Source organism: Streptomyces sp. NBC_00102, from assembly GCF_026343115.1.
Classification (GTDB): domain Bacteria; phylum Actinomycetota; class Actinomycetes; order Streptomycetales; family Streptomycetaceae; genus Streptomyces.
This window is the reverse complement of sequence record NZ_JAPEMC010000002.1, coordinates 1-23,839: the sequence shown is the minus strand read 5'-3', so window position 1 is coordinate 23,839 and position 23,839 is coordinate 1. Positions and strand designations below refer to the sequence as shown.

The following is a 23,839-nucleotide window of genomic DNA, read 5'->3' as shown; positions in this document are numbered from 1 at the left end:
TGCGTCCGCCGGGCGCGGGCACCCCCGGCCCGGTGGTCAGGCGCCCGGTGGTCAGGCGCCCGGTGGTCAGGCGCCCGGCCGGTCGGCGGCGGCGCTCAGGGTTTCGGCGGCCGCGGACGCCGCCTGCTTGTCGATCCCGAGGCCGGTGAGCACCCCGTCGCCACCCTCGTGCTCCAGAAGTGCCAGCAGGACGTGCTCGGTTCCCACGTGGGGGTGGCCGAGCCGCAGGGACTCGCGGTAGGCGAGCTCGAGGACCTTGCGGGAGTCCGCGTCGTACGGGACGAGCTCGGGGACCTCGTCCGCGGCGGGCGGCAGGGCGGCGAGGGCGGCCGCGCGGACGGCTTCCGGGACGATCCCCTGAGCCGCGATCACCTGCGCGCCGACACCGCTGGTGTCGGCGACGAGGCCCAGCACCAGGTGGGCGGGAAGCACCTCGGTGCCCCCCGCGAGACGTGCCTCGTTGTGGGCGGTGACCGCCACGTTCCGGGCGCGCGTGGTGAAGCGCGCGAACCCGTCTTTGGGCTCCGGCTCGGCGGACTCGTCCGACTTCTTCGGGACGAAGCGCTTCTGGGCGGCCTGCCGGGTCACCCCCATGCTCCTGCCGATGTCGGTCCAGGAGGCGCCGGAGCGACGGGCCTGGTCCACGAAGTGGCCGATGAGGTGGTCGGCGATGTCACCGAGGTGGTCGGCCGCGACGACCGCGCCGGAGAGCTGCTCGAGTGCGTCGAAGTGGGACTTCTTGATGGCCTCGATGAGGTCGTCGAGGCGCACGGGAGGGTTGACCGATGCCGGTTGCGTCATGTGTCAACCGTAAGTTGACACCGTGGGGAGTGTCAACCTTCGGTTGTCAGTCTCGTCTTAGGTTGTCCGTCGTCATCGGTTGTCGTGGGAGATGCGCGCCGCTCCGGACGCGCCCCCGCCCCTCAGAGCTCCAGGTCCACCACGACCGGCGCGTGGTCGGACGCACCCTTGCCCTTGCGTGCCTCGCGGTCGACGTAGGAGTCCTTCACCGCGGCGGTGAACGGCGCGTTGCCGTAGGTGAGGTCGATCCGCATACCCCTGTTCTTGGGGAAGCGGAGCTCGCGGTAGTCCCAGAAGGTGAACGGGTGGTCGTACTTGAGGGGGCGCGGCACGACGTCGCTCAGGCCCTCCTCGCGCAGCGCGGCGAGGGCGTTCCGCTCGGCGTCGGTGACGTGGGTGGCGCCCACGAAGAGCGCCGGGTCCCACACGTCCTCGTCGGTCGGCGCGACGTTGTAGTCGCCGAGCACGGCGAACGGCCGGGCGGCCGCCGCGTCGGCGGCGACCGCGCTCCGCAGCGCTTCCAGCCAGCGCAGCTTGTAGGCGTAGTGCTCGTGCGTGACCTCGCGGCCGTTGGGCACGTAGACCGACCAAAGGCGGACGGGTCCGCAGGTCGCGGAGATCGCCCGGGGCTCCTCCGTACCGTCGTAATCGGGTCCGCCCGGGAGGCCCATGACCACGTCGTCGAGGCCCACGCGGGAGATCAGCGCCACGCCGTTCCACCGGCCGGTGGCGTTCACGGCGGAGGCGTACCCCAGCTCCCGCAGCTCGTCGGCGGGGAACTGCTCGGCCGTGCACTTGGTCTCCTGGACGCACAGCACGTCGGTGCCGGTGCTCTCCAGCCAGGCCAGCAGCCTCGGCAGCCGGGCGGTGATCGAGTTGACGTTCCACGTGGCGATGCGCATGGGACCCAACCTAACCGGTGGTACCGACAGTCACGGACCTGGCTTGCTGACCGCGGACCCGGCTTGCCGACCGCGGGAGAGGCCTCAGAGCCCGGTGCGCTCCCCCGGCTCCATCCGGCTGTGGTCGCTGCCGCCGAGCGCCCCGATCTGGCCGTCGTAGATGGGCCGGGCCAGGTCGGTGAGCAGGGCGTCGTGGATGTCGATGGCCCGGCGCGGCCCCACCTCGCGCACGTAGTCGATGACCTCGGAGATCTTGTTCCAGGGGGCCATCACCGGCAGCAGCAGGGTGTCGACCGGCTGCTCGGGAACGGTGAGCGCGTCCCCCGGGTGGAAGACCGCGCCGTCGACGAGGAACCCGACGTTGGTGATGCGCGGGATGTCCGGGTGGATCACCGCGTGGAGTTCGCCGTGGACCTGGACGTCGAATCCGGCGGCACTGAACGTGTCGCCGTTCCCGACCGTGTGCACCCGCCCGGGGAAGGCCGTCGCCAGCTGCTCGGCGACGCTGCGCAGCGTCCAGATCCGGGCCGCCGGGTTGGCCTCCATCGCGGCGCGCAAGCGGCCCTCGTCGAAGTGGTCCGGGTGCTCGTGGGTCACGAGGAGAACGTCGGCGCCGACGGCGTCGTCCTCCCCCGCGAAACCGCCGGGGTCGATGACGAGGACCCGCCCGTCCTTGTCCAGCCGGACGCAGGAGTGCCGCTTCTTCGTGAGCGTGAGTGCCGATGCGTTCATGGATTCCATCCTGCTACGCGGGCGGGGTCGTTTCTTCCTGAATCACGGACTGGGCCACGGCGAACGCGGCGCCCGCGGCGGGAATGCCGCAGTACACGGCGGTCTGCAGCAGCACTTCCTTGATCTCGGCGGGCGTGAGTCCGTTGCGCAGCGCCGCCCGCAGGTGGGCGGCGAGGCCCTCCAGTCGGCCGGACGCGATCAGCGCGGTGAGCGTGACGCAGCTGCGGGTCCGGCGGTCGAGACCCTCACGGTTCCAGACCTCGCCCCAGGCGTACCGGGTGACGAGGTCCTCGAAGTCCTCGGTGAACGGGTCGGTGGTGGCGGCCGCCCGGTCCACGTGGGCGTCGCCGAGGACCTCTCTGCGGACCTTCGTCCCGACGGCATGGCGGTCCGTGCGCTCCGCGTCGTCCGCACGAGGGGCGGGCGGCGCGATCTCCGCGACGGGCGCGTACGGGGCGGAGAGCGGCGGCACGGCGCCGGGTGGGGTGGACACGATCACCGGCACGGCGCCGAGGGTGTCCTGCCAGGTGGTCGAGAAGTGGGTGAACAGCAGGTCCATGACGGCCACCGGCTGCTCGACCGGCGCGAGGTGCGAGGCCCCCGGCACCAGGGCGAGGCGGGCGTCGGGAATGCCCGCGACCAGGGTGCGGGCCTCGGCGGGGCCGGTGACCCGGTCCTCCGCGCCGACCACGACGAGCGTCGGCACACCGATGCGGCCGAGCTCGCCGCGGATGTCGAAGGCCGCGAGCGCCTCGCACGCGGCGATGTAGCACCCGGGGTCGGTGGTACGGACCATCTGCACGGCCCACTCGACGATGGCCGGCTGCGCGGCGGCGAACCCGGGCGTGAACCAGCGTTCCGGAGAGCTGCGGGCAATGGGCTCCAGGCCGTTCGTACGGACGATCACCCCGCGCTGACGGAACTCGTCGGCGCTGCCGAATCTGGGCGAGGCCGCCACGAGCGCGAGCGAGGCCACCCGGTGCGGGTGGCGCAGCGCGAGGTCGGCGCCGACGGCGCCGCCAATGGAGCAGCCCGCGTAGGCGAAGCGCTGGACGCCGAGGGAGTCGAGGGTGGCGATCAGCCGGTCCCCGAGTTCCGCGACGGAGACCGCGGGACGGGCCGGTGCGCCGCCGTGGCCCGGCAGGTCGTACCGCAGCACCCGGTAGTGCTGGGAGAGGTCCGGTATCTGGCGGTCCCACATGTGCCATGTAGTACCCAGGGACGGCCCGATCACCAGGACCGGAGCGTCTTTTGGCCCGTCAAAGCGGTATTGGAGGGTGTTCGATGATGTCTCGCTCACCCGCCCGACCCTCTCATCTCTCACTATCTCTCACTGAACCGGGTCGGCCCTACCGGCTGCGCCCCTTCGTCTGCGGGGGCAGCCCCGCCGCCGGCCCGCCCGCCGGACGCCCGTGGAGCCCGTCCCATGTGACGGCGGCAGCGCGCAGGTCCTCCACGCCGGGCTTCACGTAGTACCTCTTGGTCGTACTCACGTTCTTGTGACCGGCCCACCGCGCGAGAATATGGTCAGGCACTCCGTTGTTGGCCAGGAAAGTCAGGCACGACGAGCGAGCGTCGTACAACCGGACACGTCGAAGTTCGAGGATTTCCATAATCCTGTACGCGCGCCGACGCAGCTGCTTGCCCGTGAACGCTTCGCCGCTTTCGTGCACCGCGACATAGCCGCAATTTGCGTAAGCCTCCCCCAAGGCCATCTTCTCTTTGGCCTGGAGGTGCTTCAATGCCCGGAGCGCCTCGAGAACTGGCCCAGGAAGCGGGAGTTCCCGCTCCCCCGCGAGCGACTTGGTGTCCTTCTCAACGACAGCCCGGTTTCCCATCATCGTGCGTGTGTTGGCGATCGCAATAATGCCTCGGCCCAAGTCGACGTCCTGCCAACGGAGACCGCATACTTCCGCAGGCCGTAGCCCCATGAGGGACAGCAGGAACGGCGCGTACAGCCGATCCTCCCGGACCCCCATGACAAAATCCTGGACCTCGGGAACCGTCCAGGGCCTCAAGTTCACCTTTCTGCGGCGATCCTCTTTTCTCGCCCTGAGTGGGATCGTCACGTTCTCGGCCACGTTCATGACCACCAGACGACGTGTCACCGCCCGATTCAACGCTTCCTTCAGCCGGCCGAGACTCATCTCAACAGTGGCAACACTCAGAGGAGTTCCGGCCCTTGGCCCTCGCAGCCGACCGCTCTCAAGGGCCCAATCCCTCCACTCCTCCACCTGCTCCTCGGTGAGTTCTTGAAGGCGAATCCCGCCGAGTCGACCACGCACCCGGTCCAGCGTGACTCTGTAGCTGTAAAGAGTGGTTTCCTCCAGGTCCTGAGACCTTAGAGCGAGCCATTGATCAAGCCACTCGTTCAGGGTGATCGCACTAGAATGAACAAAAGTCCCGTTGTTGCGTTGCTCCGTGACTCTCGCATATTCTGCCCTCGCTTCCTTCAGCGTGTCGAAAGTTCGAGTGTGCTGTTTGCGTTTCCTCGTCTCTGGATCTATACCAATATTCATTACGAGTCGATAGCGAACCCTTCCACTGGAGTTGGGCGGGAGCTTCCTGATGGGCGAAGACAGCTGAACGCCTTTCATTCCGGCAACACAGTCGCCCCGTGTCTCTGCCATTCACACGAGGCCGCTCGCGTTCTCTCCGACTCCACCGCCAAGCGCAGCCGGATGCGAACAACCCCAATGGTCAGCACAATTACCGGTTTGGCCAACCGGCAGACGTCACTTACACTGCCTCTCGCACTCACACCATGGGGCTTTTCCGTCTTGATCAGGTGGCGAGTTCGAGGGCGAGGACGGCTTTGACGGCGGTGACCGGGTGATGCTGCAGCGGAGCTTCCATGCCTTGAGAGTCGCCATGATGCGTTCACCGAGGTTGCGGATCTTCGCGTGGTACCCGTTGTGACGTCGGCGCCAGCCGCGCAGGTGCTTGCCACGGATCGGCACGCGGATCGCAGGGCCGGCGCCCTGATACGCCTTGTCGGCCCAGCACTTCATGTCCTCCCCGGCGAGGGCGGCAGGAATACCGTGGGCCCGCTGCCGCCGCGGTCAGGTCGTGTGTGGCTCCCGGCTGTGCGTCCGAGACCCAGATCAGGCGTCCCGCGGGATCCGCGAGGACCTGCACGTTCATCCCGTGATGCATCGGCAGCACCATGCCATCGAGAAGCACGTACGCCTTCTTCCGGACAGTCGTCATGGCCTGTTCCAGCGTGGGCGCGAGCGCGGGCAGAAGGCCGACGGCCTCGCGTATGTAGCGGTAGGCCGTGGCGATCCCGATGCGGAAGCCGGTGGCAAAGACGCGCGTTGGTGTCGCCGCAGCGAAGGTGGGTCAGGACGAGCAGAGCCTGTCGGCCGCAGGTCAGGCGACGCCACCGAGAACCGACCCGACGGCGGTGACCCTTATCCGTTCCGTAACCTACTCCGCCGATGCGGTGTTACCTCCGCAGTGGCCGCCTGTGACGGCCTCGGCTTCCGTCGCGGCCCGTGACCGCGACACGGTGTACACAAGAGCCGAAAGTGGCTGAGCAGCAGCACAGATTGTTCCGGTGAGCGTTCGTGTCTGCAGCCGGGTCACGGGGCTGTGCTGCGGTAAAGGACGGCGCATGAATCCCCACCACTATGCGAAGCAGCGGGCCAAGGCTCTGACGCGGCAGAATGGCGAGCCGTATGCAGTGAACTTGGCACGGGTCCTACGTGAGGAAGCCGCGACTGCTTCTGGCGAGGCGTCTTCCGCAAGTCCGTATTCGACGGGCGGCGGCGGCACAGTGCTTGAGCACCGTTTCGGGGCTGTCCTGCTGTCTCATCTCCTCACACATAGGCCGGTGCCCGCGCTCGGAGATCACATCACCCCCACCCACGTACGGTTCCAGGGCCGCAACATCAGCAAGGTCGACGACATCCTGGTCCGCGGGTGCAGCGCGACAGGTGCGGAGCATCTGCTGTCGGTCGGGGTGCGCCGTCGGCCTCGCCTGGTTCCCAGCGAGGCAGACTCGGTGCAGCTCATTCGTACCTACCTGGATGTCGTGGTCGCAGATTGGCCGTTGCTGCAGAGCGGTCGACAGCGGCTGGCTCTGGCGGTCGTTCCGGCCTGCCAGCCGGCACACCAGCTAGCCTCGCCGTTTCGTTTGGTTACGGGAGCTGTTGGGGCGGAAACGCGAAAGTGCCTTCCTGACCTGGGACGATGAACCTTGCTGAGGGGTTCTGTCGGTCCAGGCGGAGGGCACTTTCTACGTGCAGGCTATCGGGTTGCGTCCCAAGATTCAGGTCAGCGCGGATGGTTCGGGGGTGGTCGGTCATGCCGGGGCACGGTTGCTGGCTGATCTCGCTGATGCCACCGGGCTCACCGCCGCGTACTCCACCGCGCTCAGGCCGCTTCGGCCGCGTGGGACCGGGCATGATCCGGGCCGGATTGCCACTGACCTGGCAGTGATGCTCGCCGACGGCGGTGAGGCCATCGCGGACCTGGCCGTACTGCGGGACCAGGTAGGGGTGTTCGGTTCGGTCGCCTCGACACCAACGGCCTGGCGACTGCTCGCCGACACGGATGCAAGGACACTGGCTTCTCTGCGCTCGGCGCGTGCCCAAGCCCGGGAAGTTGCCTGGCTGCAGGCCGCCGAGCAAGGCGAGGGCATACTCACGGCCCGGGCCGCGGGACGTATTCTGCCCGGGCTGGTCCTGGACCTCGACGCCACGCTGATCACCTGCCACTCCGAGAAGGAGCTGGCCGCACCCACCTATAAAGGCGGCTTCGGCTTCCACCCGCTGCTGTGCTTCCTGGCCAACACCGGCGAGGCACTGTCGGGCCGACTGCGTCCTGGAAACGCCGGTGCCAACACCGCCGCCGACCACATCGCGGTGTTGGACGACGCCCTCGCGCAAATCCCGGACGCGCATCGGCACGGCACCGACATCCTCGTCCGCACCGACAGTGCCGGATCCGCGAAAGCCTTCCTCGCCCACGTCCGCGACGTGCGGAAACGAGGAATCCGTACCTTCTTCTCGGTCGGATACGCGGTCACCGAGCCGGTCCGCCGCGCTGTCCGGGCCATGCCTGAGCGCCTTTGGTATCCCGCCCTTGACCAGGACGGGACTCTGCGTGATGGTGCCGAGGTAGCCGAGCTGACCGGCATGGTCGATCTGGACGGTTATCCGGCCGGCACCCGCATCATCGTGCGCCGCGAGCGGCCGCACCCCGGAGCCCAGCTGTCCCTGTTCGACCAGGACGAGGGCCTGCGGCATCAGGTGTTTCTCACCGACACCCCGTACTCCGGCGGCGGTTCCGCCCAGTTCCTGGAGGTCCGCCACCGCGGACATGCCACTGTCGAGGACCACATCCGGTGCGGCAAGACCACCGGCTTCGGCCGCTTCCCCTCCCGAGACTTCGGCGTCAACGCCGTCTGGCTCGAACTCAGCCTCACCGCGATCGACCTGCTCGCCTGGACCCGCGTCCTCCTTCTGGACGGGGAGCTGGCCACCGCCGAGCCGAAGAAACTCCGCTACCGGCTCCTGCACGTCGCCGCACGCCTCACCCGCGGCGGTCGACGCCTCCACCTGCGTATATCGGCGACCTGGCCGTGGAGACACGAACTGGCCACGGCCTTCCACCGCCTCGCCGCACTGCCCCGACCCGCCAGCTGACCGGCAAGCCCCCGTCCGCCCACAACCCGAAAGAACCCGGAGAACCCGACCACCGCGTCGGGACTCCGACACGCCCCAGCACCGAAATCACCTCGGCCACCCAACAGTTGGCGATCATCGACGCCGCCTCAGGCCAACCGAAACGGCGAGGCTAGCGGCTCTGGCCAGCGTCGCGGGGGCGGAGCCGACTCCTGCTGAGTTCAGGCGGAGGATGGCTGCAGGCGGCGGCTACGCTATGAGGGGAGACTCAGCCCCATGGAAGGGGAGGGTGCCGACCAGAGTCCAAGCCACCAGCGCCCGTAATGAAGATCCCGGCGGCAACCGGGTTCTGTCACGACGAATGGCAGCGGGCCCTGCGGGGCAGCTCCCCGATCGCGGGAACGGTGGCGCAATCGTCGCGGACGACGACGGCGTCACGCTGTTCCCGGGGCGAGGCCGAAGCCGGCCTTGCCCATCGCGAAGCCGGTGTAGGCGGCTGCCGGCGCGGGGCGTCGTAGCTCCGCGGCCGACAACCAGCACGCACCGGCCCTCGGCCTCCCACTTCTGGGCGGCGGGCAACAACCTGGCGCGAAGTGCTGAAGGACGCCCGTGCCAGAGCCAGTACTGCGGCGGGGACCGGCGCAAATCACGGGGCCGCGGGTGGGTGAGTCAGGCGGAGCGGCGGACGCCGTCGGCGTCGCAGGGTAGGTCGGAGGCCGGGTGGTGGGCGAGGAAGTCGCGGGTGGCCTGCCGTTCTACCTCGGAGATCGCCGTCGGGGTCACGTCGATGATGCCGCCGAAGGGCCGGTCGACGTCGCGGATGATGACCAGCATCGTCGTCAGCAGCGCGGTGATCACCGTGAGGGTGATCAGCTGGCCCCGGTTGTTCTTCCTCGGCAGGCAGACACCGAGGGCCACCACCGTGATGAAGAGGGTGGCCAGCAGGAACCAGAAGATGGCGCTCGGGATGCTCGCGCTCGCCTGGGTCAGGCGCTCCTCGCGCTCGTCGGAGCGCTTGTTGTCGGCGGCGATCAGCATCCCGAAGACCGGTTTGTCCTGCAGCGTGCGGAACGTCTTGCGGAAGTCGGTGGACCACACGCTGGGTGCCGACGAGCCGTTGCCGTCGGACATCGCCGGCCACTCCTTGGCCCGCACGGCACGGGCGTAGCAGACCGCGCCGGCCTGGATTTGTGCCCGCTGCTCCGCGGGCGCGTACTCGGCGATCTCGACGAGCTGGTCCAGAGCCTTTGCCTCGCCGCGCGAGGCGACCTCCGCCTTGCCGTAGGAGCCGTTCGCCGTGACCAGTACGAACGCGAGGAGCAGCACGGTCAGTGTGAGGAGGGGGCCGACGAGGTCCTTGACCGCCATCCCGGAGTCGTCGTCCTCGCTGAGGAGCCGGGGACGCAGCCACCGGTTCGCCGCGAGGCCCGCGAGCAGGGCGATGAGGGCGACGACGATGACGAGGACCATGAGGGACCACCCTTCGGCGACACACAGGGAACAGGTCCTGCCGCCGGACGCGGACGGGATGCCCTGATCATGTCGCGGCTCCGGGTGCTCCGGGCCCGCGAAACGCTCAACCCCCTCCGTATGGGGGTGCACCTTCGCTCCGGTTGGGAGCCCGGCACGAGGTGGGTGCCGTCCGCCCGCCCGGGCCTGCTCCGAGGTCCTGTGCCGTATCCGTCCTGCCGATGGTGATACGTCTCCGCGTCCTTCGTCGGCGCCGTGGCGCCGGACAGCGTCCGCCCGGGCCGGGGTCATCTCGGGGCACGGTGGGAGCTGGGCCCACGTCACGTGGCTGGAGCGGTCAGTCCTGGCGGTCGCCTGTGTAGCGGTAGATGTTGCCGTTGCGGTTGACGCCCCAGACGGATCCGTCGGCGGCGGCACCGATGTCGGAGAGGCTGCCGGTGATCTGGTTCCAGGGACTCCTGCCGCCCGCGCAGCGTCCCAGCCGCGTTCACCCCTGCGGATGATCATGACCTCCGCAATCACCCGAATGGCCCCCCGGCGACGGGCAACGGGCGGGGCGGGCGAGTAAGCCTGACGCGGGCCCCGCCCCGCATCCCGACCATCCTGCCGAGAAAGGCCCTCCCTGTGGCCACTGATTTCAAATCCCAGCGTTTCCAGGAACTCTTCGACGCCCTTGACCCCGACCGGAACGACGTCGTCGGCAAGCACAGCTTCGACAACCTGGTCTCGCGCCTCTCCCACAATTCCGACACAAACGTCCACGACCTCCAAAAGGCGTTCCACGAGTTCTGGCAGGCGGTGCAGAGCCGCAGCGAGAACCGGCCCACCCTGTCCAAGCAGCAGTTCGTCGACGCGCTGAACGCCACAACCCTGAGGGAGTTCGACCTCCTGTCCGGGCGCGTGTTCGCCTCCGCGTTCGGTTTCGGCGAAGTGACCAAGGACAAATTCGTGCGCTACTACACGGCCGCGGGCGGCGACGAAGCCACCGCGCAGGAAGACTTCACCCGGCTCCACGGCAACCGCGACGGCGGGCTCCACCGTCAGGAATTCCACGGCGGCCTCGTCAACTACCTCCGCAACTCCGCCCCCGCCAGCAGCATCGTCCTGGGCATCGTGTAGGCCACGAATCCTCACCGGTTACCGCAGCCGACGGCGGCAGAAACGTTCACCACGGCGACCGGTCAGCGCCGGGCGTCCCCGGGCGCCAGCAGCCTGGTGACGCCCGCGATGGCCTCCGCCGAGGGCTTGAAGTACCGGCGGACGTTCTCGGCCTTCTCTTGCCGGGACTTGGCCAACAGCATCAGCTCTGAGGCTCCCTGTCCGCCGAGGCAGGTGAGCCCGGCATGGCAGTACTCGTGCAGGTCCCAGCCCGTGCCCGGCGCACCGCCGACGGCGGTGCGCTCATCGAGCAGCGCGCGTGCCTGGCTGCAGGAGAGCCGTGCCAGCCCAGCGTCCGGGCACACATCGCGCGGGCTGAGCCGGGCACCGGCTAGACCCTCGCGGCTTCCTTCTCGGCGAGTGCCAGCGCCTCGTCCGCCGCACGCGACGCCGCGGTGGCCGACTCGAAGTCCTTGGCGCGGTCGGCGGACGCGGCCTCCATGCCGGCCTGCTTGGCCGCTTCAGCATCCGTGCGGGCCGGACCCGTCTCCCAGTTGGGAAGGATGGAGTACGCAGCCTCGGCGGCTTCAGTCACGGCTGCGTAAACCGCCCCAAAATCCAGGGCCTTGGCCCCCTGCTCGGCCCTGGCGGCGGCCTCCGCCACCGTGTGCCCGCCCGGCATGTTCGCCGTGCTGTCGGCGACCGTGCGAGCGGCCTTGGCCGCCTTCTCCAGCTTGGCCTTGTCGTCGGCTGCGGCGTACATCGTGTGGCGGGCGGCCTCGGCGTTCCGTCGGGCCTGCTGCACCTGGTCGGTGTCCTGAACTGCTACGGGAGCTCCTCGTCCTCTGCGATCAGTTTCCCCGCCACCATCTCGCGGTTCCCTGGGTCGCACTCCGAACCAGGCCGCAGAGCCACCCGAAGGAATGACGGGAGCACGGCCAAGACCGGGCACTGGACTTTCTGGGCCCCCTGTGAGGAACTCGACCTCCGCCAGCGCCTGGTCACCCAGCGAGCCGAGCTGAATGCAGGTCAAGATCAATCTCACCGTTAACCGCTGCTCCTCTACTACTCAAGGGCGGGCCCCTGCTCGCCGCGACCGCGCTGCAGATCGAGGCGTACCTGGCCGGACCCACCGCCGCCCCGCTCACCGTGGTCACGCAGTGCGCCGGCGGACGCCACCGCGCCGCCACCACGGCGATGGCCCTGCGCGCCGTGGTCGCCGGAGACGTCGAGGAGGCCGCCACCTACGGACTGGGCGACTCCGCCCGGCAGTTCACCGGCCGCGACGTCGTGGTGGACCTGATCCACCGCGATCTCGCCAAGGACGTCGTCCAGCGCTGACCGGGGGTTGAGGAACATCCATGCCGGATCGTGCGCTAAGCCCGGATCGTGGCTGGTGGACGGCTGACGGACCGTCGGCCGCAGGGTGGTGGTGAAGTCTTCCCACAGATAACGCCCTATTATCTACGGTATCACTGAGTGCGACCTGCGGAGACGTTCTCCGCACGCTGCGTGAAGCGACCCTGTTATCTGTGGCAAGGGAGAGACGGTGCCTGCGGTCCTGCTGCTGCCGACCGGGAAGGCGCTGACCGTCCGGACGGCGGCCGACGCCTTCCTCGACTCGCTGGCGAACCCGAACACCGTCCGGAACTACGGCATCGCCGTCGGGAAGACCGCCGAGCGGATCGGCGAAGGCCGACCGCTGGCCGCCGTCCAGGACGACGAGATCGGCGAGGCGCTGGAACTGCTGTGGGGCACTGCGGCGGTGAACACCTGGAACGCCCGCCGCGGCGCGGTGCTGTCCTGGACCGGCTGGTGCGCCGAGCGCGGCTACGACGGGCCGGCGGTCCCGGTGTGGGCGAAGCGGATGCCGCCGCCGGATTCCGACACCCCGGTGCGTTCGAAGATGGCGATCGACCGGCTGATCGCCCGCCGGGACGTCCACCTGCGGGAGAAGACCCTGTGGCGGATGCTCTACGAGACGTGCGCCCGCTCCGAGAAGATCCTGGATGTCAACATTGAGGACCTGGACCTGGCCGGCCGCCGGGTCCCGGTGAAGTCGAAGGGCGCCCAGCCGAAAGTGCGCCGCCGCAGCGCGACCCGCGCCGACTACGTACTGGAAACGGTGTTCTGGGACGCGGGCACCGCCCGGCTGCTGCCCCGGCTGCCCGCAGCACCGGTGCCCCTTCCGCCGTCGCGTCGAAGTCCACCACCTCCATCAGCAGCTTCAAGAACGGCCGCACCGTGGCGAACCGGCTGATCAGCATCCGCCGCCACGCCTCGTCCGCATCCGAGTCCAGCGGCGGCGCCAGCTCGACCATCGCGGCCACCGCCGCGGCGAGCTCGCCCCGCGGCACCACGGCCTCGATCGCCTCCCACATCGCCGCCAGCGTCGCCACCTTCGGCGCGGTGATCTCCCCGGTGGAGGTGTCGACCTGCTCGGCGGTCTCCTCCAGCACCACCCGCAGCGCGGCGGCGAGCTTCGCGCCGGCCCGCTCCACCTTCGGCAGGGTCTTCAACTTCGCCTTCGCACTCTCCCGCTCCGCCCGCGCCAGCAGCCTGGTGGCCACCAGCACGTCCAGCAGGTCCAGCGCGTCGTCCACAGCCCGGGTGGTCAGGTGCACCGCGGTGGCCAGCAAGGTGGCCAGCCGCCGCGCGTCCGAGTGCCGGCGCAGCAGCGACGCCTTCCCGTCCACGCCGTAGCGGGACAGCTCCGCCAGCCGGCGCGGCGGCACCCCGGCCACGTCGACCTCGCCCATGCCCAGAGCGGCGATCTCCTGGGCGCGCTCCAGCGCGGCCTTCATCTGCGGTCCCGACACCCGCACCGGCCCGCGCCGCAGCCGGTCCAGCTCCGAGACCCGCGCCCCGGCCGGCACTGTCAGCAGCTCGTCCAGCGCCGCCCGCTGCCCGGGCGTGAGCAGGCCATGCAGGGTGTCCCACAGCCGCTGGTTCGCCGCTTCCCGCACCGACGCCACCAGCCGGGCGAACCGGCTCACTCCCGGCAGCAGCACCCGCCGCTCGCGCAGCCAGGCCACTGCCGCGTCGAACAGCGCCTTCGGCCCCTCCCCGGTCGTCCACGCCCTCGCGTCCAGCCACCGCACCAGCTCGTCCCGGACCTCGGCGAAGTCCCGCCAGCCGCCGTCCTGCTGAATCTCCCCGGCGTGCGAGCGAGCCGTCCCGTCGCGCTCGCCGTACTCCGCCAACACCGAGGCGTCCGCGATCCCCAGCTGCTCGGCCAGGTACTCCGCCACCTCCCCCGGCACCTGCCGCGGGTCCGGCATGAACCGCCCCAGGAACCGCACCGTCGTCAGCTGCACCGCGAAGCCCAGCCGGTTGTGCGCCCGCCGCTTCGCCTGCACCTTCTCCCGATCCGCGTCGTCCAGGAAGAAGAACCGCTCCAGCTCCGCCCGCGCCGGGGCGCCGCAGAACGCCCCGTACCGAGACGCCTGCTCATCCGTCAGAAACTCGACCGCCACAACGGCCCTCCGAAGATCGACAACATCGACCCGCGAAGATTCAGGCCCACGATCAGTCCAGGTCAACGGCCTCCCGTAACCGGGCCGCCCTTAGCGCACGATCTGGCATGGATGTTCCTCGACCCCCAAGATCAGCACCCGGGTCAAGCACCGCCCCGAGATGGCCGCGGCCCTCAAGCTCGCCACCGAGTTCAAGGAGACGGCCCCCGACCAGGTCGTCATCCTGACCGTCCACGAGATGAAGCGCCTGGCCCGCAACGCCGCCGAGCTGATGCAGCTCTCCGCCGACCTGGAGGGCGCCGGCATCCGGCTCGAACTCCTCACCGGCCCGCTCACCGGCGTCTACGACCCGGGCGGCATGGGCTCGATGCTCTTCGCAGTCCTCGCCGTCGCCGCCCAGCTCGACCGCAACTACATCCGGGAGAAGACCCTGGAGGGCCAGCAGACCGCCGCCCGCAAGGGCAACCACGGCGGCCGGCCGAAGGTCATCGACGACGACATGCTCACCTTTGCTATCGCGCTCAAGGACAAGGGCACCCCTGTCCCGGAGATCGCCAAGAAGCTCGTCATCAAGACCGGCAAGAACGCCGGCGAGCACCCCTCGGTCGCCTCGGTCTACCGGGCACTCGCCGACGCCGAGGAGGCCGCAGCCCTCGCCGAGGAGGATGCCGACCTACCGCTACGACCCACCCGCGTACAGATCCGTCGCCCCAGCGACCCGCTCACCCCCGAGGAACTCGACCTCCGCCAGCGCCTGGTCACCCAGCGAGCCAAATTGGATGCAGGCCAAGATCAATCTCACCGTTAACCGCTGCCCCTCTACTACTCAAGGGCGATGGCGAGGCGGTTCACAGCCGCTGACGGGCGGCGAGCACCTGCCTCAGCGGGGGCTCTTGCCCGGCCGGCCGGTGTGCCGGGTTCCCGGGCCGTCGTGACAGGCGCAGCCTCATGGCTGAGCGGAGCCCGGCAAGGCTGCCGGGCTCCGCCCTTGGACCTGGGCCGGTGAACCGGCCTGCCGGCCCGGGGTACTTCGCGTGCGGGTGGCTACAGAACGGCGACGGTGAACGGAACGTCTGCCGCGTCGTTGTGGTAGTTGCTCGTCACGACGGTGCTGGTGCGGGTCTTGCCGTTGCAGTTGCTGTTCGGGATGGCGGTGATGTCGTGCGCGAGCAGCACCTCACGGTTCAGGTCCCGGGTGTCGTCGGATCCCCAACGGGTCGGCTGGATACCGGCCGTACGGAGTGCGTCGCAGGCCCCGCGCCCCGAGCGCCCGTGCGCGCCGATCACGCTGGATGAGGGAGCGAGCGGCACTGTCAGTTCGCCCCGGTGCTGGAGAACGGCGAGTGACGCGCCTGCGTAGCCCGCCCAGTAGCCGAAGGCCGCGATCCGGCGGCCTTCGGCGTCGAGGAGGTGTTCGAGGTCGAGGAGGGTGCCGCCGCGTGCCGCGAATCGCCGCAACAGTTGCGGTGCCCTCGGCTGGCCCCTTGTAGGCGTGGCCGAAGAAGATGTGCCGGTGGATCAGGTCCGCCGGCTCGTCCGGCAGTTCCTTGAGGCCCAGGACGATGCCCGTCGCAGGGCAATGGGTCCTCCAACTGCCCGGCGGCACGATCGCGCAGCCTGTATCCGCGTAGGCGTGGGCAGGGAAGGCACGCTGCGGAGATTCTTCAACGGTCACGTGCAAACCGCGGCCGATCAGTTTGCGGGCATCCTCCGGCACAAGGGCGGCACGCCGTTCGGTCCGCCGGGATTCGTGTCTCATCCAGATGCGCAGCATGTCAGGCACCGTTTAAGTCTCCGTTGCCTGCGGCCAGCTGCCCGGCTCGCCGCGCCCATTTGTCATCTCCAGGCGCTGACCGTGGATCGCAGCCGGACCGCGGGGCTGCGTCAACGCAATGCGTGAAGGCACCCATTGGTGACTTTGCCGACCGGGCACTCCTCATGCTTGCTGGAATCGATCTACAGCCGGCTGTAGTGAGCGGTCGGTGAACGACGAAGGGACGACAGTGAGCACTCCTCAGGCGGCAGCCACCGGTGACGAGGACTCGGCACCCCGGATCAGCGCGGTCGCGGGGACCGGGGTTGCGGGGTTTGCAGGGGACAACGGTGCCGCCCGCTCCGCGCAGTTGAAATTGCCGTACGGGATCGCGGTGGACAGTGCAGGCACGCTCTACTTCTCCGATTACAGCAACCACCGCGTCCGGAAAATCACGACTGACGGGAAGATCAGCACCATCGCCGGCACTGGAGCCTCGGGCTACGGGGGAGACGATGGCCCCGGCGCCAATGCTCAGCTGAACTGCCCGCGGGAGGTGGCGGTGGACCGTACCGGCACCGTCTACGTGGCTGACGCGTCCAACAACCGGGTTCGGAAGATTACGGCCGACGGCAAGATCAGCACGGTTGCCGGGACGGGCGCTCCGGGCTCCGGTGGCGACAACGCCGCCGCTACTTTGGCGCAGCTGAACAAGCCGTTCGGGGTCGCTGTGGACAGTACCGGGGCTCTCTATATCGCCGAGTTCGGCAGCCACCGCATTCGGAAGATCACAGCCGACGGGAAGATCACCAGGTTCGCGGGCACCGGAGTCGCCGGTTTTGGGGGCGACGGAGGGCCGGCGGGTTCGGCCCAGCTGAACGCTCCGTACGCGGTGGTAGTGGACCGTGACGATGCCGTCTACATCGCTGATTCCGGGAACCACCGGGTTCGGCGGGTCGCGGTTGACGGGAAGATCAGTACGGTTGCGGGAACGAGCGGTGCGGGCTTCGCCGGTGACGGCGGCCCGGCCAACGCGGCGAAGCTGAACAGGCCCTACGGGATCGTGGTGGACACCACCGGCGCTCTCTACATCTCCGAATACGGCAATCACCGGGTTCGGCGGGTCGCGGCTGACGGCAAGATCAGCACGGTTGCCGGTACGGGTGCTCCGGGCTTCGCCGGTGACGACGGCCCGGCCACCGCGGCGAAGCTGAACAGTCCGTTCGGCCTCGCCGTGGACTGTGTCGACACCCTCTACATCGCCGACCACCTCAACAACCGGATCCGGAAGATCGCGTCGGAGAAGATGGCCGGTTTGCCCGAGTCGGGCACGGTGGTTTCCTGGGCCAATGTGCGCAGCAGGCTGCGGATGGGGGTCCAGCGTGAGTCACTCAAGGACGGGGCCGAGATCCAGCAGTCCCTCGCGTCGCCCCGGGCGCACCAGCGGTGGCGGCTGATCGCTTCGGGCCAGGCCGAGGGTGAGGTCCTGTACCGGATCGAGAACGTGCGCAGCGGCAAGGTCCTGGAGGTCGTCGGAGGAGGCACCGTCGACGGGGCGGTGGTCGCGCAGCGAGCGTACGAGGGCAGCGACGCCGAGCACCAGCAGTGGCGGCTGATCCCGGTCGGGTCGGTGACCGACACACCGCGGGTGTATGAGATCGCGAACCGCAACAGCGGTCTGCTGCTGCGCGTCGACACAAACGCCCCCACGGTGATCAAGCAGTACGGGGCGCAGGGCGACCACCGCGACCGCCAGTGGCAGCTGCTGCCCGTGTGAACGCACGAGTGGTCAGGGGCGGTACCGCCCCTGACCACTCGGACCTTGTGAACCTACTTGGGATCGGACGGCTTCTCGGCGGTGGCCTTGGGTGCCTTGGGAGGCTCCTCGGCCGTGGGCGACGCCGGAGCGTCCGGTGCCTTGAAGTCGCTCTTCTTCGGTGCCTGCAGGCCCTCGTCCTTCTGGAGGTCGCCGTTCTGCTTCACCGTCTCGCTGGACTTGTCCATGCCGGCGGCCGCGGCCGTGGACACGGATCCGGGGTCCTGGGCGTAGGCGGCCTGGGTGCCGGCGGATGCCTGGGTGGTCTGGATGAAGGAGGCGAGGAAGCCCAGGATGGCCCGTGCTTCGGGTGCCTGTTCCTGCACGATCTTCGCCCGGTGCGAGGCCCCGTGGATCCCGCTGGTGAACAGGCTCGTGGTCGTGTCGTCGTACGTGTCGTCGGCGGCGTCTTCGAAGTCGACGCCCGCTCCCGGTCGCGGCTTGTCGCCGCTGGTGGTCACCGAGAAGACTCCCGCGCCTGTCCCGGCGGAGTCGAAGACGTTTTTGAACACCATGGTCGTCACCTCTGGTCGTTGTGGCGGTGCCGCGCACCGGTCACGGCTGCTTGTACAGGTCTCGTTCGCTGTCGGTCAGGCTCTCGCCGTCGAACATCGTGTGGTGGACCTCCAGGGCGGAGACGACCTCGGCGAGCCCTTTCATGCGGAAGCCACCGCCGGCCAGGTCGAGGTCGGCGATGTCGCGGGCGACCAGCTTGGCGAGTGGGGGGTAGTTGTCCGGCTGCGGGGGCGTCAGGACGGTCACCGGCACGGCGTAGTTCACCGCGAGGAGCCCGGAGAAGGTCACCGGGATCTCGTAGGTGTACTGCTTGAGGGCACGGCGCTGGGTAACGATGGTCTCGACGCGGGAGCCCGGCGGGACCGTTCCGGAGATCTGGGACTGTGACGTCCAGCCGGTGGTCAGGGAGCCGCCGACGGAGGCCGCGATGCCTGCGGCGAGCGCGGCGTTGAGGCCCGCGGTGCCGGAGGCGCTGCCCGTGGTGGTGAAGTCCACCGAGCCGGTCATCGTGGCCGATGCGGAGTTCGTCATCCCGTTGCTCACCGACGTCTCGACCGTATTGTCGTTGTCCACCCCTACGCTGTCCTTGCTGTTCTTGTTGCTCACCGTGTTGGCGTTCCTGTTCGCCATCTGGTTCGCGAGCTGCGTTCCCAGCTGCCCCTGCAGATTCAGACCGAGCTTGCTCTGCAGTTCCAGCTGGAGCTGGGCGCTGACGTTGCCGCCGAAGGTGAGGTTGGTGTCTCCCGAGAGCGACCAGGTGACACCGTTCGACACGGTGAAGTCGATCGAGTCGGTGAAGGTCATATCGGAGCCGCTGCGGTTGACGTAGGTGCGCGAGGAGAACGTGTCGGGCGGGGGCTGGGTGATGTTGCGCCGCTCCTCGATCAGCGGCTCCCCGAGGTTCATGTAGGCGAGCCAGCCCAGCCCGTACGCGGAGCCGGTGAAAGCTCCGAAGCTCGACTTGTTCACGGAGAACCCGACGGGCTTGTGCTGCACACCGTAGTCGTCGACATAGACCAGATTGGGGTGATCCAGGATGGATTGCCAGGTCTGTTCGATGTTGAGTTCCCGCAGGTTTTTCTTCGTCAGCGGCTGACGCTTGGCCCGTTCCAGGTTGTACGCGTTGGAAGGCAATTTCTGTCCTCGACTGATCTGGCCGAAACCGCACTCGGTGAAATGGCAAAAAGGGGAATCTGTACACGCTCCGGCAAGCGAAGCTAGCAGGGGACCCATCACCCGAGGAGGTGCATCCGGGTATCGCACTCAAACGGGTGATCAAGAATTTACGGCAGCTTCGGTCACCCGATCGAGGGCCTTCCGACGTCTCACCTCGGCGCCCTGACCTCGAAAGTTGCCGCTTTGAGTACATTTACTCCGATCATGCATTCGCTTATGAAGTCGAATTGATCGCGAGTGATTGAGCGTGCGGTAATGGCACGTGATAAACCACTTCACTGAGCGCCTGAGGCGTTGTTCTCCACATCAAGAACAGGTGAGGTTTCCGCGATGTACACCCAGGAACGCACGGCAATGGCGAATTTGGTGGTCGGCGGCCCGGTAGCGGTGAACAGCTACGACAACGCGATCGTGGCCGCACTGGTCGAGAACCGGCCGGTCATGCTCGTCCACGCCTTCAACGGCGGATATCTGCGACCCGCGGAACTGGCGGCGAGCAGCCACGACAAGGGCGTGAAGCTGGCCACCGCGCTCGATCCGGCCACCAAGGAGGCGCAGGGCCACCTCTGGCACATCACCCCCGGCGGCTTCTTCGGGCAGCGGCCGCTGTACTTCATCGAGAGCGCCGCGGGCCAGGTGACGCCCCCGCCCGCCGGCACAGCCGGCGCGGACGCTGGTCGCGGGGACGACGGAATCCCGAAGCCGCAGCGCAGGCGCGTCACCGTCCATCAGGACGCCCCGCAGAGCACGGCCGACACCCTGCAGGTGGGCCTGCCCGCCAAGGTGGCCGACAAGTGGCGCGGGAAGAACGGTGCGGTGGAGGACACCCAGCTGTGGGTCGTCACGGTGACGCCATGGGGCGGGATCACCTTCGTGCCGATCACCCACCCCGACGCCATCCTCGGGTTCAAGGACCACGCCGTGGCCAAGGACAGTGAAGCGCGGCTCACCTACAACTGGGGCGGGGACTTCACCGGGACGGTCATCAACACGTTCTACCCGCGGCTGCCCAACGAGTGGGACGTCCCCTACCACCACGTCTTCACGTGAGCCGCAGCTATCACGCCGTACCCGTCCCGAGCCGTCGCACCAACCGCCTGGAAGAGGCACCACGATGCCCGTGCCCACGCAAGAACTGAAGCTGGAGATCGTCAACGCCGCCACAGGGCAGCCCCTCGGCACCAGGGCCGCGCCGGGCGCGGACGGGGCACTCGTCGTCCGCGACTACCCCGAGGCCGGCCCGGGCCCGCAACAATGGCAGTTCGCCCCCGCGCCGGGCGCCGGGGACGATCTGGCATATGTGATCCGCAACGTGGTCAGCGGCAAGGTGCTCGACAACCCTGCTGCCGCGGACCGCGGCGTCCGGCAGTGGGACGCCGCAGCGAACAAGAAGGCCCAGCAGTGGCGCCTCGTCCCCGTCGAGGGCGAAGCGGGCCTCTACCTCATCGAGGGCGCGGTCGGCGAAGCCGTTCTCGACCTCGCCGAACCCGGCCCCGACGACACCCGGATCGTCCTTGCCGAGTACGACGACAGCGCGCCGAGCCAGCGGTGGCGCCTTGTACCGGCCGAGCCGGAGCGCACCAGCGACCTGGTGCTGCACTGGGCCCCGCTGAGCCACTGGAACAGCCGACAGTCCTGGCGACTGGCCCACGACAGGACCGCCCTGCGGCCGGCGGCCGACGCGACGCCTTCCTTCAGCAACGTCCTGCTGGTCCTGGACAAGTTCGGCAGCGACCAGGACGCCGGAAAGTGGCAGGCCGTCACCTCCAGCCCCTGCCCTGCCGGACAGCCGGGCTGGTGGGCGGGGCTCGGTGAACGGTTCCTCGCCGACATCACCGGAACAGGGCTCGCGGACATCGTCGGGCTCAAACCCGCGAAGGGCGCGGTGACCGCATCCAGCCGAGGGGACGGGACCTTCGTCGACGAGGAACGGGTTCTGCACCCGCCCACGTCCTCCGCGAGCCCCAAAGATCTGTGGACCCTCGCGGACCTCAACGGCGAGGGCCGTCCCGGTGTCGTCGTGCTTGCCGCCGAAGGCGTCCGGGTGTCCGCCCAGGACGAGGGCGGCGCGTTCACGCCTGCGGGCGGCAAACTGGCCCTGAAGGAGTTCGGCCACGGCCCTCAGGCCGGCAGTTGGCTCGCCGACAAGCACCCCCGGTTCCTGGCCGACACCACCGGCGACGGCAGGCTCGACATCGTCGGCTGCCACGACGACGGCCTCTGGGTATCCCTCCAGGACGAAGAAGGAAAGTTCGCGCCGCTCGCCGACGAACCTGCCCTAAGGGCGTTCGGCCACAGTGAGGAGGCCGGCGGCTGGCTCCTCGACAAGCACCCCCGCTTCCTCGCCGACACCACCGGCGACGGCAGGCTCGACATCGTCGGCTGCCACGACGACGGCCTCTGGGTATCCCTCCAAGACGAAGAAGGGACATTCGCCGAACCCCTCTACATCCTCGACGAATTCGGAGTCGACCAGGGATGGAGCTCCACCAGCGAACACCCCCGGTTCCTGATCAAAACCACCAGCGACGGACCACTGGACATGGTCGGCTTCGGCCCCCAAGGTGTCGTCGTCGCCCGCGGGCGCGGCGACGGCACGTTCGAGCCCGCCCAGCTCGTCCTCAACGACTACGGGCAGGCCCAGGGGTGGACGGGCGAGAAGCACCCCCGCCTCCTCGCCGACGTCACCGGCGACAAAACCCCCGACATCATCGGCTTCGGCAACGAAGGCGTCTGGGTATCGCACAACAAGGGCGACGGCAGCTTCGAACAAGCCCAGCTGGTGTGCCGCGGCTTCGGGTACAACGAGGACGCAGGCGGCTGGCGGGTCGACCGCCACCCGCGCTTCCTGGCCGACATCACCGGCGACGGACGCCCCGACATCGTCGGCTTCGGCGGCCCGGGCGTCCACGTCGCCCGCAACCTCCACCGCCGCTTCAGGACCCGGTGACCCCTGAGGCACCCACAACCCATCAGGTACCGGCCATGCCGCAACATCCCGGGAACTCATCCGAGCCTCCGCCGTATGCGTTCGTCTGACAGCCGCCGGCAGGCCCGGGGTCAGCCGCCCCGATCACCGCAGGGTTGTCAGCGTCGGCCGGGCCTCTTCGGGCTCGTGGTCTCCAGCGAGGCGCCGGGGGCGTCCGGGGGTTCCGGGGGGCCGACGGGGGATGCCCCAGTGGGCTGCCCGGCGGATCAGGGTCGCCTGGCTGACACCTGCCTCCTCGGCGATGTCGACAAGGGTGCGCCCGAGGCCGGTGTACTGGTGGTCGAACCACGGGCGGGTAAGAAAGGGGTGGGCGCTGGCCCCGATGTGCCGGACGGGGATGTCGGCATGGGCGAGGGCACGCCGTGCAGCACGCCAACTGCACCGGGCCAAAGAGGCGATCTCCGTGATGGTCCGGCGTTCCTCGATGTAGAGCCGGCGAAGTTCCGTGTCGAGGACGCCTTGCAGTGGCGTGGGCTGGCCGGGCCCGCGCGCAGGTGCGGGGCCGGTGAAGGCAACGCCGGTGATCTCGACGTACAGGCGGAGGTGTTCGTAACTGAGTCGGAGGCGGGCAGTCGCGTCACGGATCGGTGTTTCACGGGCGCCGAGGCGGCGGAAGAGGTCGGCATCGACATGGTCCGGGTCAGGTTCGGGCCAGGTGACGTCGGTGACCCACGTGGCGGGAGGTTCCCGTTGGACGGGCTCGTCCGTGATGCCCTGGGTGCTGAGACACGCTCGGGCCTGCTCGGCCATGAAGTCGCGGAGCGCGGGTGGCATGCGCAGTCGCAGCGTGTTCCAGCTGTCCTGCGTCGCGTCAGAGGCGATGTATCTGCCGGCGGCGGCGTCCAGATCGGAGTCGGTCAGGAGAGTCAGCAGGTAGTAGTTCAGGAGTTGCGTGTGGCGCGTGCCCCTGCTCGTAAAGCACATCGAGGAACTGCGGCGCCAGAGTCTCGTGGCCTCGGTGTCCAGCTCGGTGACCTCACGCTATGGCCCTTCCAGCCGGGTGTTTGCTGCTGCTCAGCACGGACACGGAGCTCGCGCGGTGGAGAGCCCACGTTTCGGGCGCTGCCGACGTTGGTGGCGCAAAGGGTACGAGCCGGGCGGGGGCGCACTTGCTCGCGGTGCCGCGGGGGGTGAGGAGGTCGGGCAGGGGCCGTGCCCGCCCGCGCTGACCTGACTCTGGGGGCAGATGACTTGTTGCCGGTCGAAGTCGATGTGGAAGTCGTCCCGGTCGAAGCCTTCATTCTTGCGGTGCTGGCGGGTTGGGTTGCCCGGCAGTGCCCGGGCGACAGTGATCTGGTGTTCGCGTGAGGCCCGTTCCACGCGGACCAGCGAGGTGAAACCGCCGTCGACCAGATGTTCTGAGGGCAGCAACCCGCGTCGGGCCAGGCGGGTGTGGATGCCGGGCAGGCGTGCCCCGGATAAATCGTCTTCCTCGCGCAGCGGAGCAACATATCCCGGGATCGCCGGTTAGCCTCGATCT

20 protein-coding genes and 5 pseudogenes are annotated in these 23,839 nt (G+C 68.8%); 10 read left to right on the top strand and 15 right to left on the bottom strand.

Annotated elements, in window-relative coordinates; all coding sequences use genetic code 11:
* Window positions 1-66: 66 nt before the first annotated feature.
* The 6 genes and pseudogenes from OHA55_RS27760 to OHA55_RS27735 form a co-directional block, all read right to left on the bottom strand.
* Window positions 67-801: a Clp protease N-terminal domain-containing protein gene (locus OHA55_RS27760; protein ID WP_266711416.1), complete on the bottom strand. Its 735-nt coding sequence runs from the start codon at window positions 799-801 to the stop codon at window positions 67-69.
* A 122-nt stretch (window positions 802-923) separates the two neighbouring features.
* The gene (locus OHA55_RS27755) at window positions 924-1,703 is read right to left on the bottom strand and encodes an exodeoxyribonuclease III (RefSeq protein ID WP_266711413.1); all 780 of its coding nucleotides are present in this window, start codon (window positions 1,701-1,703) and stop codon (window positions 924-926) included.
* An 84-nt stretch (window positions 1,704-1,787) separates the two neighbouring features.
* Window positions 1,788-2,435 (bottom strand): MBL fold metallo-hydrolase, encoded by a 648-nt coding sequence (locus tag OHA55_RS27750; RefSeq protein ID WP_266711411.1) that lies wholly within the window; start codon window positions 2,433-2,435, stop codon window positions 1,788-1,790.
* Between the two features lie 13 nt (window positions 2,436-2,448).
* The gene (locus OHA55_RS27745; RefSeq protein ID WP_266711409.1) at window positions 2,449-3,735 is read right to left on the bottom strand and encodes an alpha/beta fold hydrolase; all 1,287 of its coding nucleotides are present in this window, start codon (window positions 3,733-3,735) and stop codon (window positions 2,449-2,451) included.
* A 49-nt stretch (window positions 3,736-3,784) separates the two neighbouring features.
* Window positions 3,785-4,954: a tyrosine-type recombinase/integrase gene (locus OHA55_RS27740; protein ID WP_266711407.1), complete on the bottom strand. Its 1,170-nt coding sequence runs from the start codon at window positions 4,952-4,954 to the stop codon at window positions 3,785-3,787.
* Between the two features lie 265 nt (window positions 4,955-5,219).
* A pseudogene (locus tag OHA55_RS27735) lies at window positions 5,220-5,841 on the bottom strand (transposase family protein); the annotation flags it as partial.
* Between the two features lie 210 nt (window positions 5,842-6,051).
* Between OHA55_RS27735 and OHA55_RS27730 the strand changes: the two are divergent.
* Entirely contained in the window at window positions 6,052-6,633 is a 582-nt protein-coding gene (locus OHA55_RS27730; RefSeq protein WP_266711405.1) for a hypothetical protein, read from the top strand.
* Between the two features lie 16 nt (window positions 6,634-6,649).
* A complete protein-coding gene (locus tag OHA55_RS27725; protein WP_266712441.1) occupies window positions 6,650-8,086 on the top strand; it encodes an IS1380 family transposase in 1,437 nt (478 codons plus the stop codon).
* Window positions 8,087-8,734: 648 nt separating this feature from the next.
* Here OHA55_RS27725 and OHA55_RS27720 read toward each other — a convergent pair.
* A complete protein-coding gene (locus OHA55_RS27720) occupies window positions 8,735-9,535 on the bottom strand; it encodes a hypothetical protein (RefSeq protein WP_266711403.1) in 801 nt (266 codons plus the stop codon).
* A 337-nt stretch (window positions 9,536-9,872) separates the two neighbouring features.
* Window positions 9,873-10,016 (bottom strand): tectonin domain-containing protein, encoded by a 144-nt coding sequence (locus OHA55_RS27715; protein ID WP_266712439.1) that lies wholly within the window; start codon window positions 10,014-10,016, stop codon window positions 9,873-9,875.
* Window positions 10,017-10,159: 143 nt separating this feature from the next.
* On the opposite strand from OHA55_RS27715, the gene OHA55_RS27710 reads away from it, so the two are divergent.
* Window positions 10,160-10,654 (top strand): hypothetical protein, encoded by a 495-nt coding sequence (locus tag OHA55_RS27710; protein WP_266711401.1) that lies wholly within the window; start codon window positions 10,160-10,162, stop codon window positions 10,652-10,654.
* A 62-nt stretch (window positions 10,655-10,716) separates the two neighbouring features.
* Here the strand turns inward: OHA55_RS27710 and OHA55_RS27705 are convergent.
* Window positions 10,717-11,013, bottom strand: a pseudogene (locus tag OHA55_RS27705) (site-specific integrase); the annotation flags it as partial.
* An 11-nt stretch (window positions 11,014-11,024) separates the two neighbouring features.
* Window positions 11,025-11,438: a hypothetical protein gene (locus tag OHA55_RS27700; protein WP_266711399.1), complete on the bottom strand. Its 414-nt coding sequence runs from the start codon at window positions 11,436-11,438 to the stop codon at window positions 11,025-11,027.
* Between the two features lie 344 nt (window positions 11,439-11,782).
* Between OHA55_RS27700 and OHA55_RS27695 the strand changes: the two genes are divergently transcribed.
* Together OHA55_RS27695 and OHA55_RS27690 are read left to right on the top strand one after the other, a co-directional pair.
* Complete coding sequence (locus tag OHA55_RS27695) at window positions 11,783-11,974, top strand: hypothetical protein (RefSeq protein ID WP_266711397.1); 192 nt, start codon at window positions 11,783-11,785, stop codon at window positions 11,972-11,974.
* A 208-nt stretch (window positions 11,975-12,182) separates the two neighbouring features.
* Window positions 12,183-12,800, top strand: a pseudogene (locus OHA55_RS27690) (site-specific integrase); the annotation flags it as partial.
* Here OHA55_RS27690 and OHA55_RS36605 read toward each other — a convergent pair.
* A pseudogene (locus OHA55_RS36605) lies at window positions 12,799-14,109 on the bottom strand (DUF4158 domain-containing protein); the annotation flags it as partial. The pseudogenes OHA55_RS27690 and OHA55_RS36605 sit on opposite strands and share 2 nt — an antisense overlap.
* Window positions 14,110-14,269: 160 nt before the next feature.
* On the opposite strand from OHA55_RS36605, the gene OHA55_RS27680 reads away from it, so the two are divergent.
* Window positions 14,270-14,917, top strand: coding sequence for a recombinase family protein (locus OHA55_RS27680; protein WP_266711395.1), 648 nt, complete (start codon window positions 14,270-14,272; stop codon window positions 14,915-14,917).
* Window positions 14,918-15,264: 347 nt separating this feature from the next.
* Here OHA55_RS27680 and OHA55_RS27675 read toward each other — a convergent pair.
* Window positions 15,265-15,883 (bottom strand): annotated as a pseudogene (locus OHA55_RS27675) (saccharopine dehydrogenase); the annotation flags it as partial.
* A 229-nt stretch (window positions 15,884-16,112) separates the two neighbouring features.
* On the opposite strand from OHA55_RS27675, the gene OHA55_RS27670 reads away from it, so the two are divergent.
* A complete protein-coding gene (locus tag OHA55_RS27670; RefSeq protein WP_266711393.1) occupies window positions 16,113-17,639 on the top strand; it encodes an RICIN domain-containing protein in 1,527 nt (508 codons plus the stop codon).
* A gap of 53 nt (window positions 17,640-17,692) precedes the next feature.
* Here the strand turns inward: OHA55_RS27670 and OHA55_RS27665 are convergent, their stop codons facing one another.
* Window positions 17,693-18,193, bottom strand: coding sequence for a hypothetical protein (locus OHA55_RS27665; RefSeq protein WP_266711391.1), 501 nt, complete (start codon window positions 18,191-18,193; stop codon window positions 17,693-17,695).
* Window positions 18,194-18,233: 40 nt separating this feature from the next.
* Window positions 18,234-19,328, bottom strand: a complete 1,095-nt coding sequence (locus OHA55_RS27660) for a hypothetical protein (RefSeq protein WP_266711389.1) — start codon at window positions 19,326-19,328, stop codon at window positions 18,234-18,236.
* Window positions 19,329-19,700: 372 nt separating this feature from the next.
* On the opposite strand from OHA55_RS27660, the gene OHA55_RS27655 reads away from it, so the two are divergent.
* Both OHA55_RS27655 and OHA55_RS27650 read left to right on the top strand, forming a co-directional pair.
* Window positions 19,701-20,420 (top strand): hypothetical protein, encoded by a 720-nt coding sequence (locus OHA55_RS27655; RefSeq protein ID WP_266711387.1) that lies wholly within the window; start codon window positions 19,701-19,703, stop codon window positions 20,418-20,420.
* A 64-nt stretch (window positions 20,421-20,484) separates the two neighbouring features.
* Window positions 20,485-22,320: an FG-GAP-like repeat-containing protein gene (locus OHA55_RS27650; RefSeq protein ID WP_266711385.1), complete on the top strand. Its 1,836-nt coding sequence runs from the start codon at window positions 20,485-20,487 to the stop codon at window positions 22,318-22,320.
* Between the two features lie 123 nt (window positions 22,321-22,443).
* Here the strand turns inward: OHA55_RS27650 and OHA55_RS27645 are convergent, their stop codons facing one another.
* Window positions 22,444-23,283: a hypothetical protein gene (locus tag OHA55_RS27645; RefSeq protein WP_266711383.1), complete on the bottom strand. Its 840-nt coding sequence runs from the start codon at window positions 23,281-23,283 to the stop codon at window positions 22,444-22,446.
* A gap of 228 nt (window positions 23,284-23,511) precedes the next feature.
* On the opposite strand from OHA55_RS27645, the gene OHA55_RS27640 reads away from it, so the two are divergent.
* Window positions 23,512-23,667 carry a hypothetical protein gene (locus tag OHA55_RS27640; RefSeq protein ID WP_266711381.1) on the top strand — a complete coding sequence of 52 codons (156 nt, stop codon included), beginning with the start codon at window positions 23,512-23,514 and terminating at the stop codon, window positions 23,665-23,667.
* The last annotated feature ends 172 nt before the right edge of the window (window positions 23,668-23,839 follow it).

Coding starts and splice junctions, on each gene's coding strand:
- OHA55_RS27760 (WP_266711416.1), bottom strand. CDS start 801: ATGACGCAACCGGCATCGGTCAACCCTCCCGTGCGCCTCGACGACCTC.
- OHA55_RS27755 (WP_266711413.1), bottom strand. CDS start 1,703: ATGCGCATCGCCACGTGGAACGTCAACTCGATCACCGCCCGGCTGCCG.
- OHA55_RS27750 (WP_266711411.1), bottom strand. CDS start 2,435: ATGAACGCATCGGCACTCACGCTCACGAAGAAGCGGCACTCCTGCGTC.
- OHA55_RS27740 (WP_266711407.1), bottom strand. CDS start 4,954: ATGAATATTGGTATAGATCCAGAGACGAGGAAACGCAAACAGCACACT.
- OHA55_RS27730 (WP_266711405.1), top strand. CDS start 6,052: ATGAATCCCCACCACTATGCGAAGCAGCGGGCCAAGGCTCTGACGCGG.
- OHA55_RS27720 (WP_266711403.1), bottom strand. CDS start 9,535: ATGGTCCTCGTCATCGTCGTCGCCCTCATCGCCCTGCTCGCGGGCCTC.
- OHA55_RS27680 (WP_266711395.1), top strand. CDS start 14,270: ATGGCCGCGGCCCTCAAGCTCGCCACCGAGTTCAAGGAGACGGCCCCC.
- OHA55_RS27665 (WP_266711391.1), bottom strand. CDS start 18,193: ATGGTGTTCAAAAACGTCTTCGACTCCGCCGGGACAGGCGCGGGAGTC.
- OHA55_RS27655 (WP_266711387.1), top strand. CDS start 19,701: ATGTACACCCAGGAACGCACGGCAATGGCGAATTTGGTGGTCGGCGGC.
- OHA55_RS27650 (WP_266711385.1), top strand. CDS start 20,485: ATGCCCGTGCCCACGCAAGAACTGAAGCTGGAGATCGTCAACGCCGCC.
- OHA55_RS27645 (WP_266711383.1), bottom strand. CDS start 23,283: ATGTGCTTTACGAGCAGGGGCACGCGCCACACGCAACTCCTGAACTAC.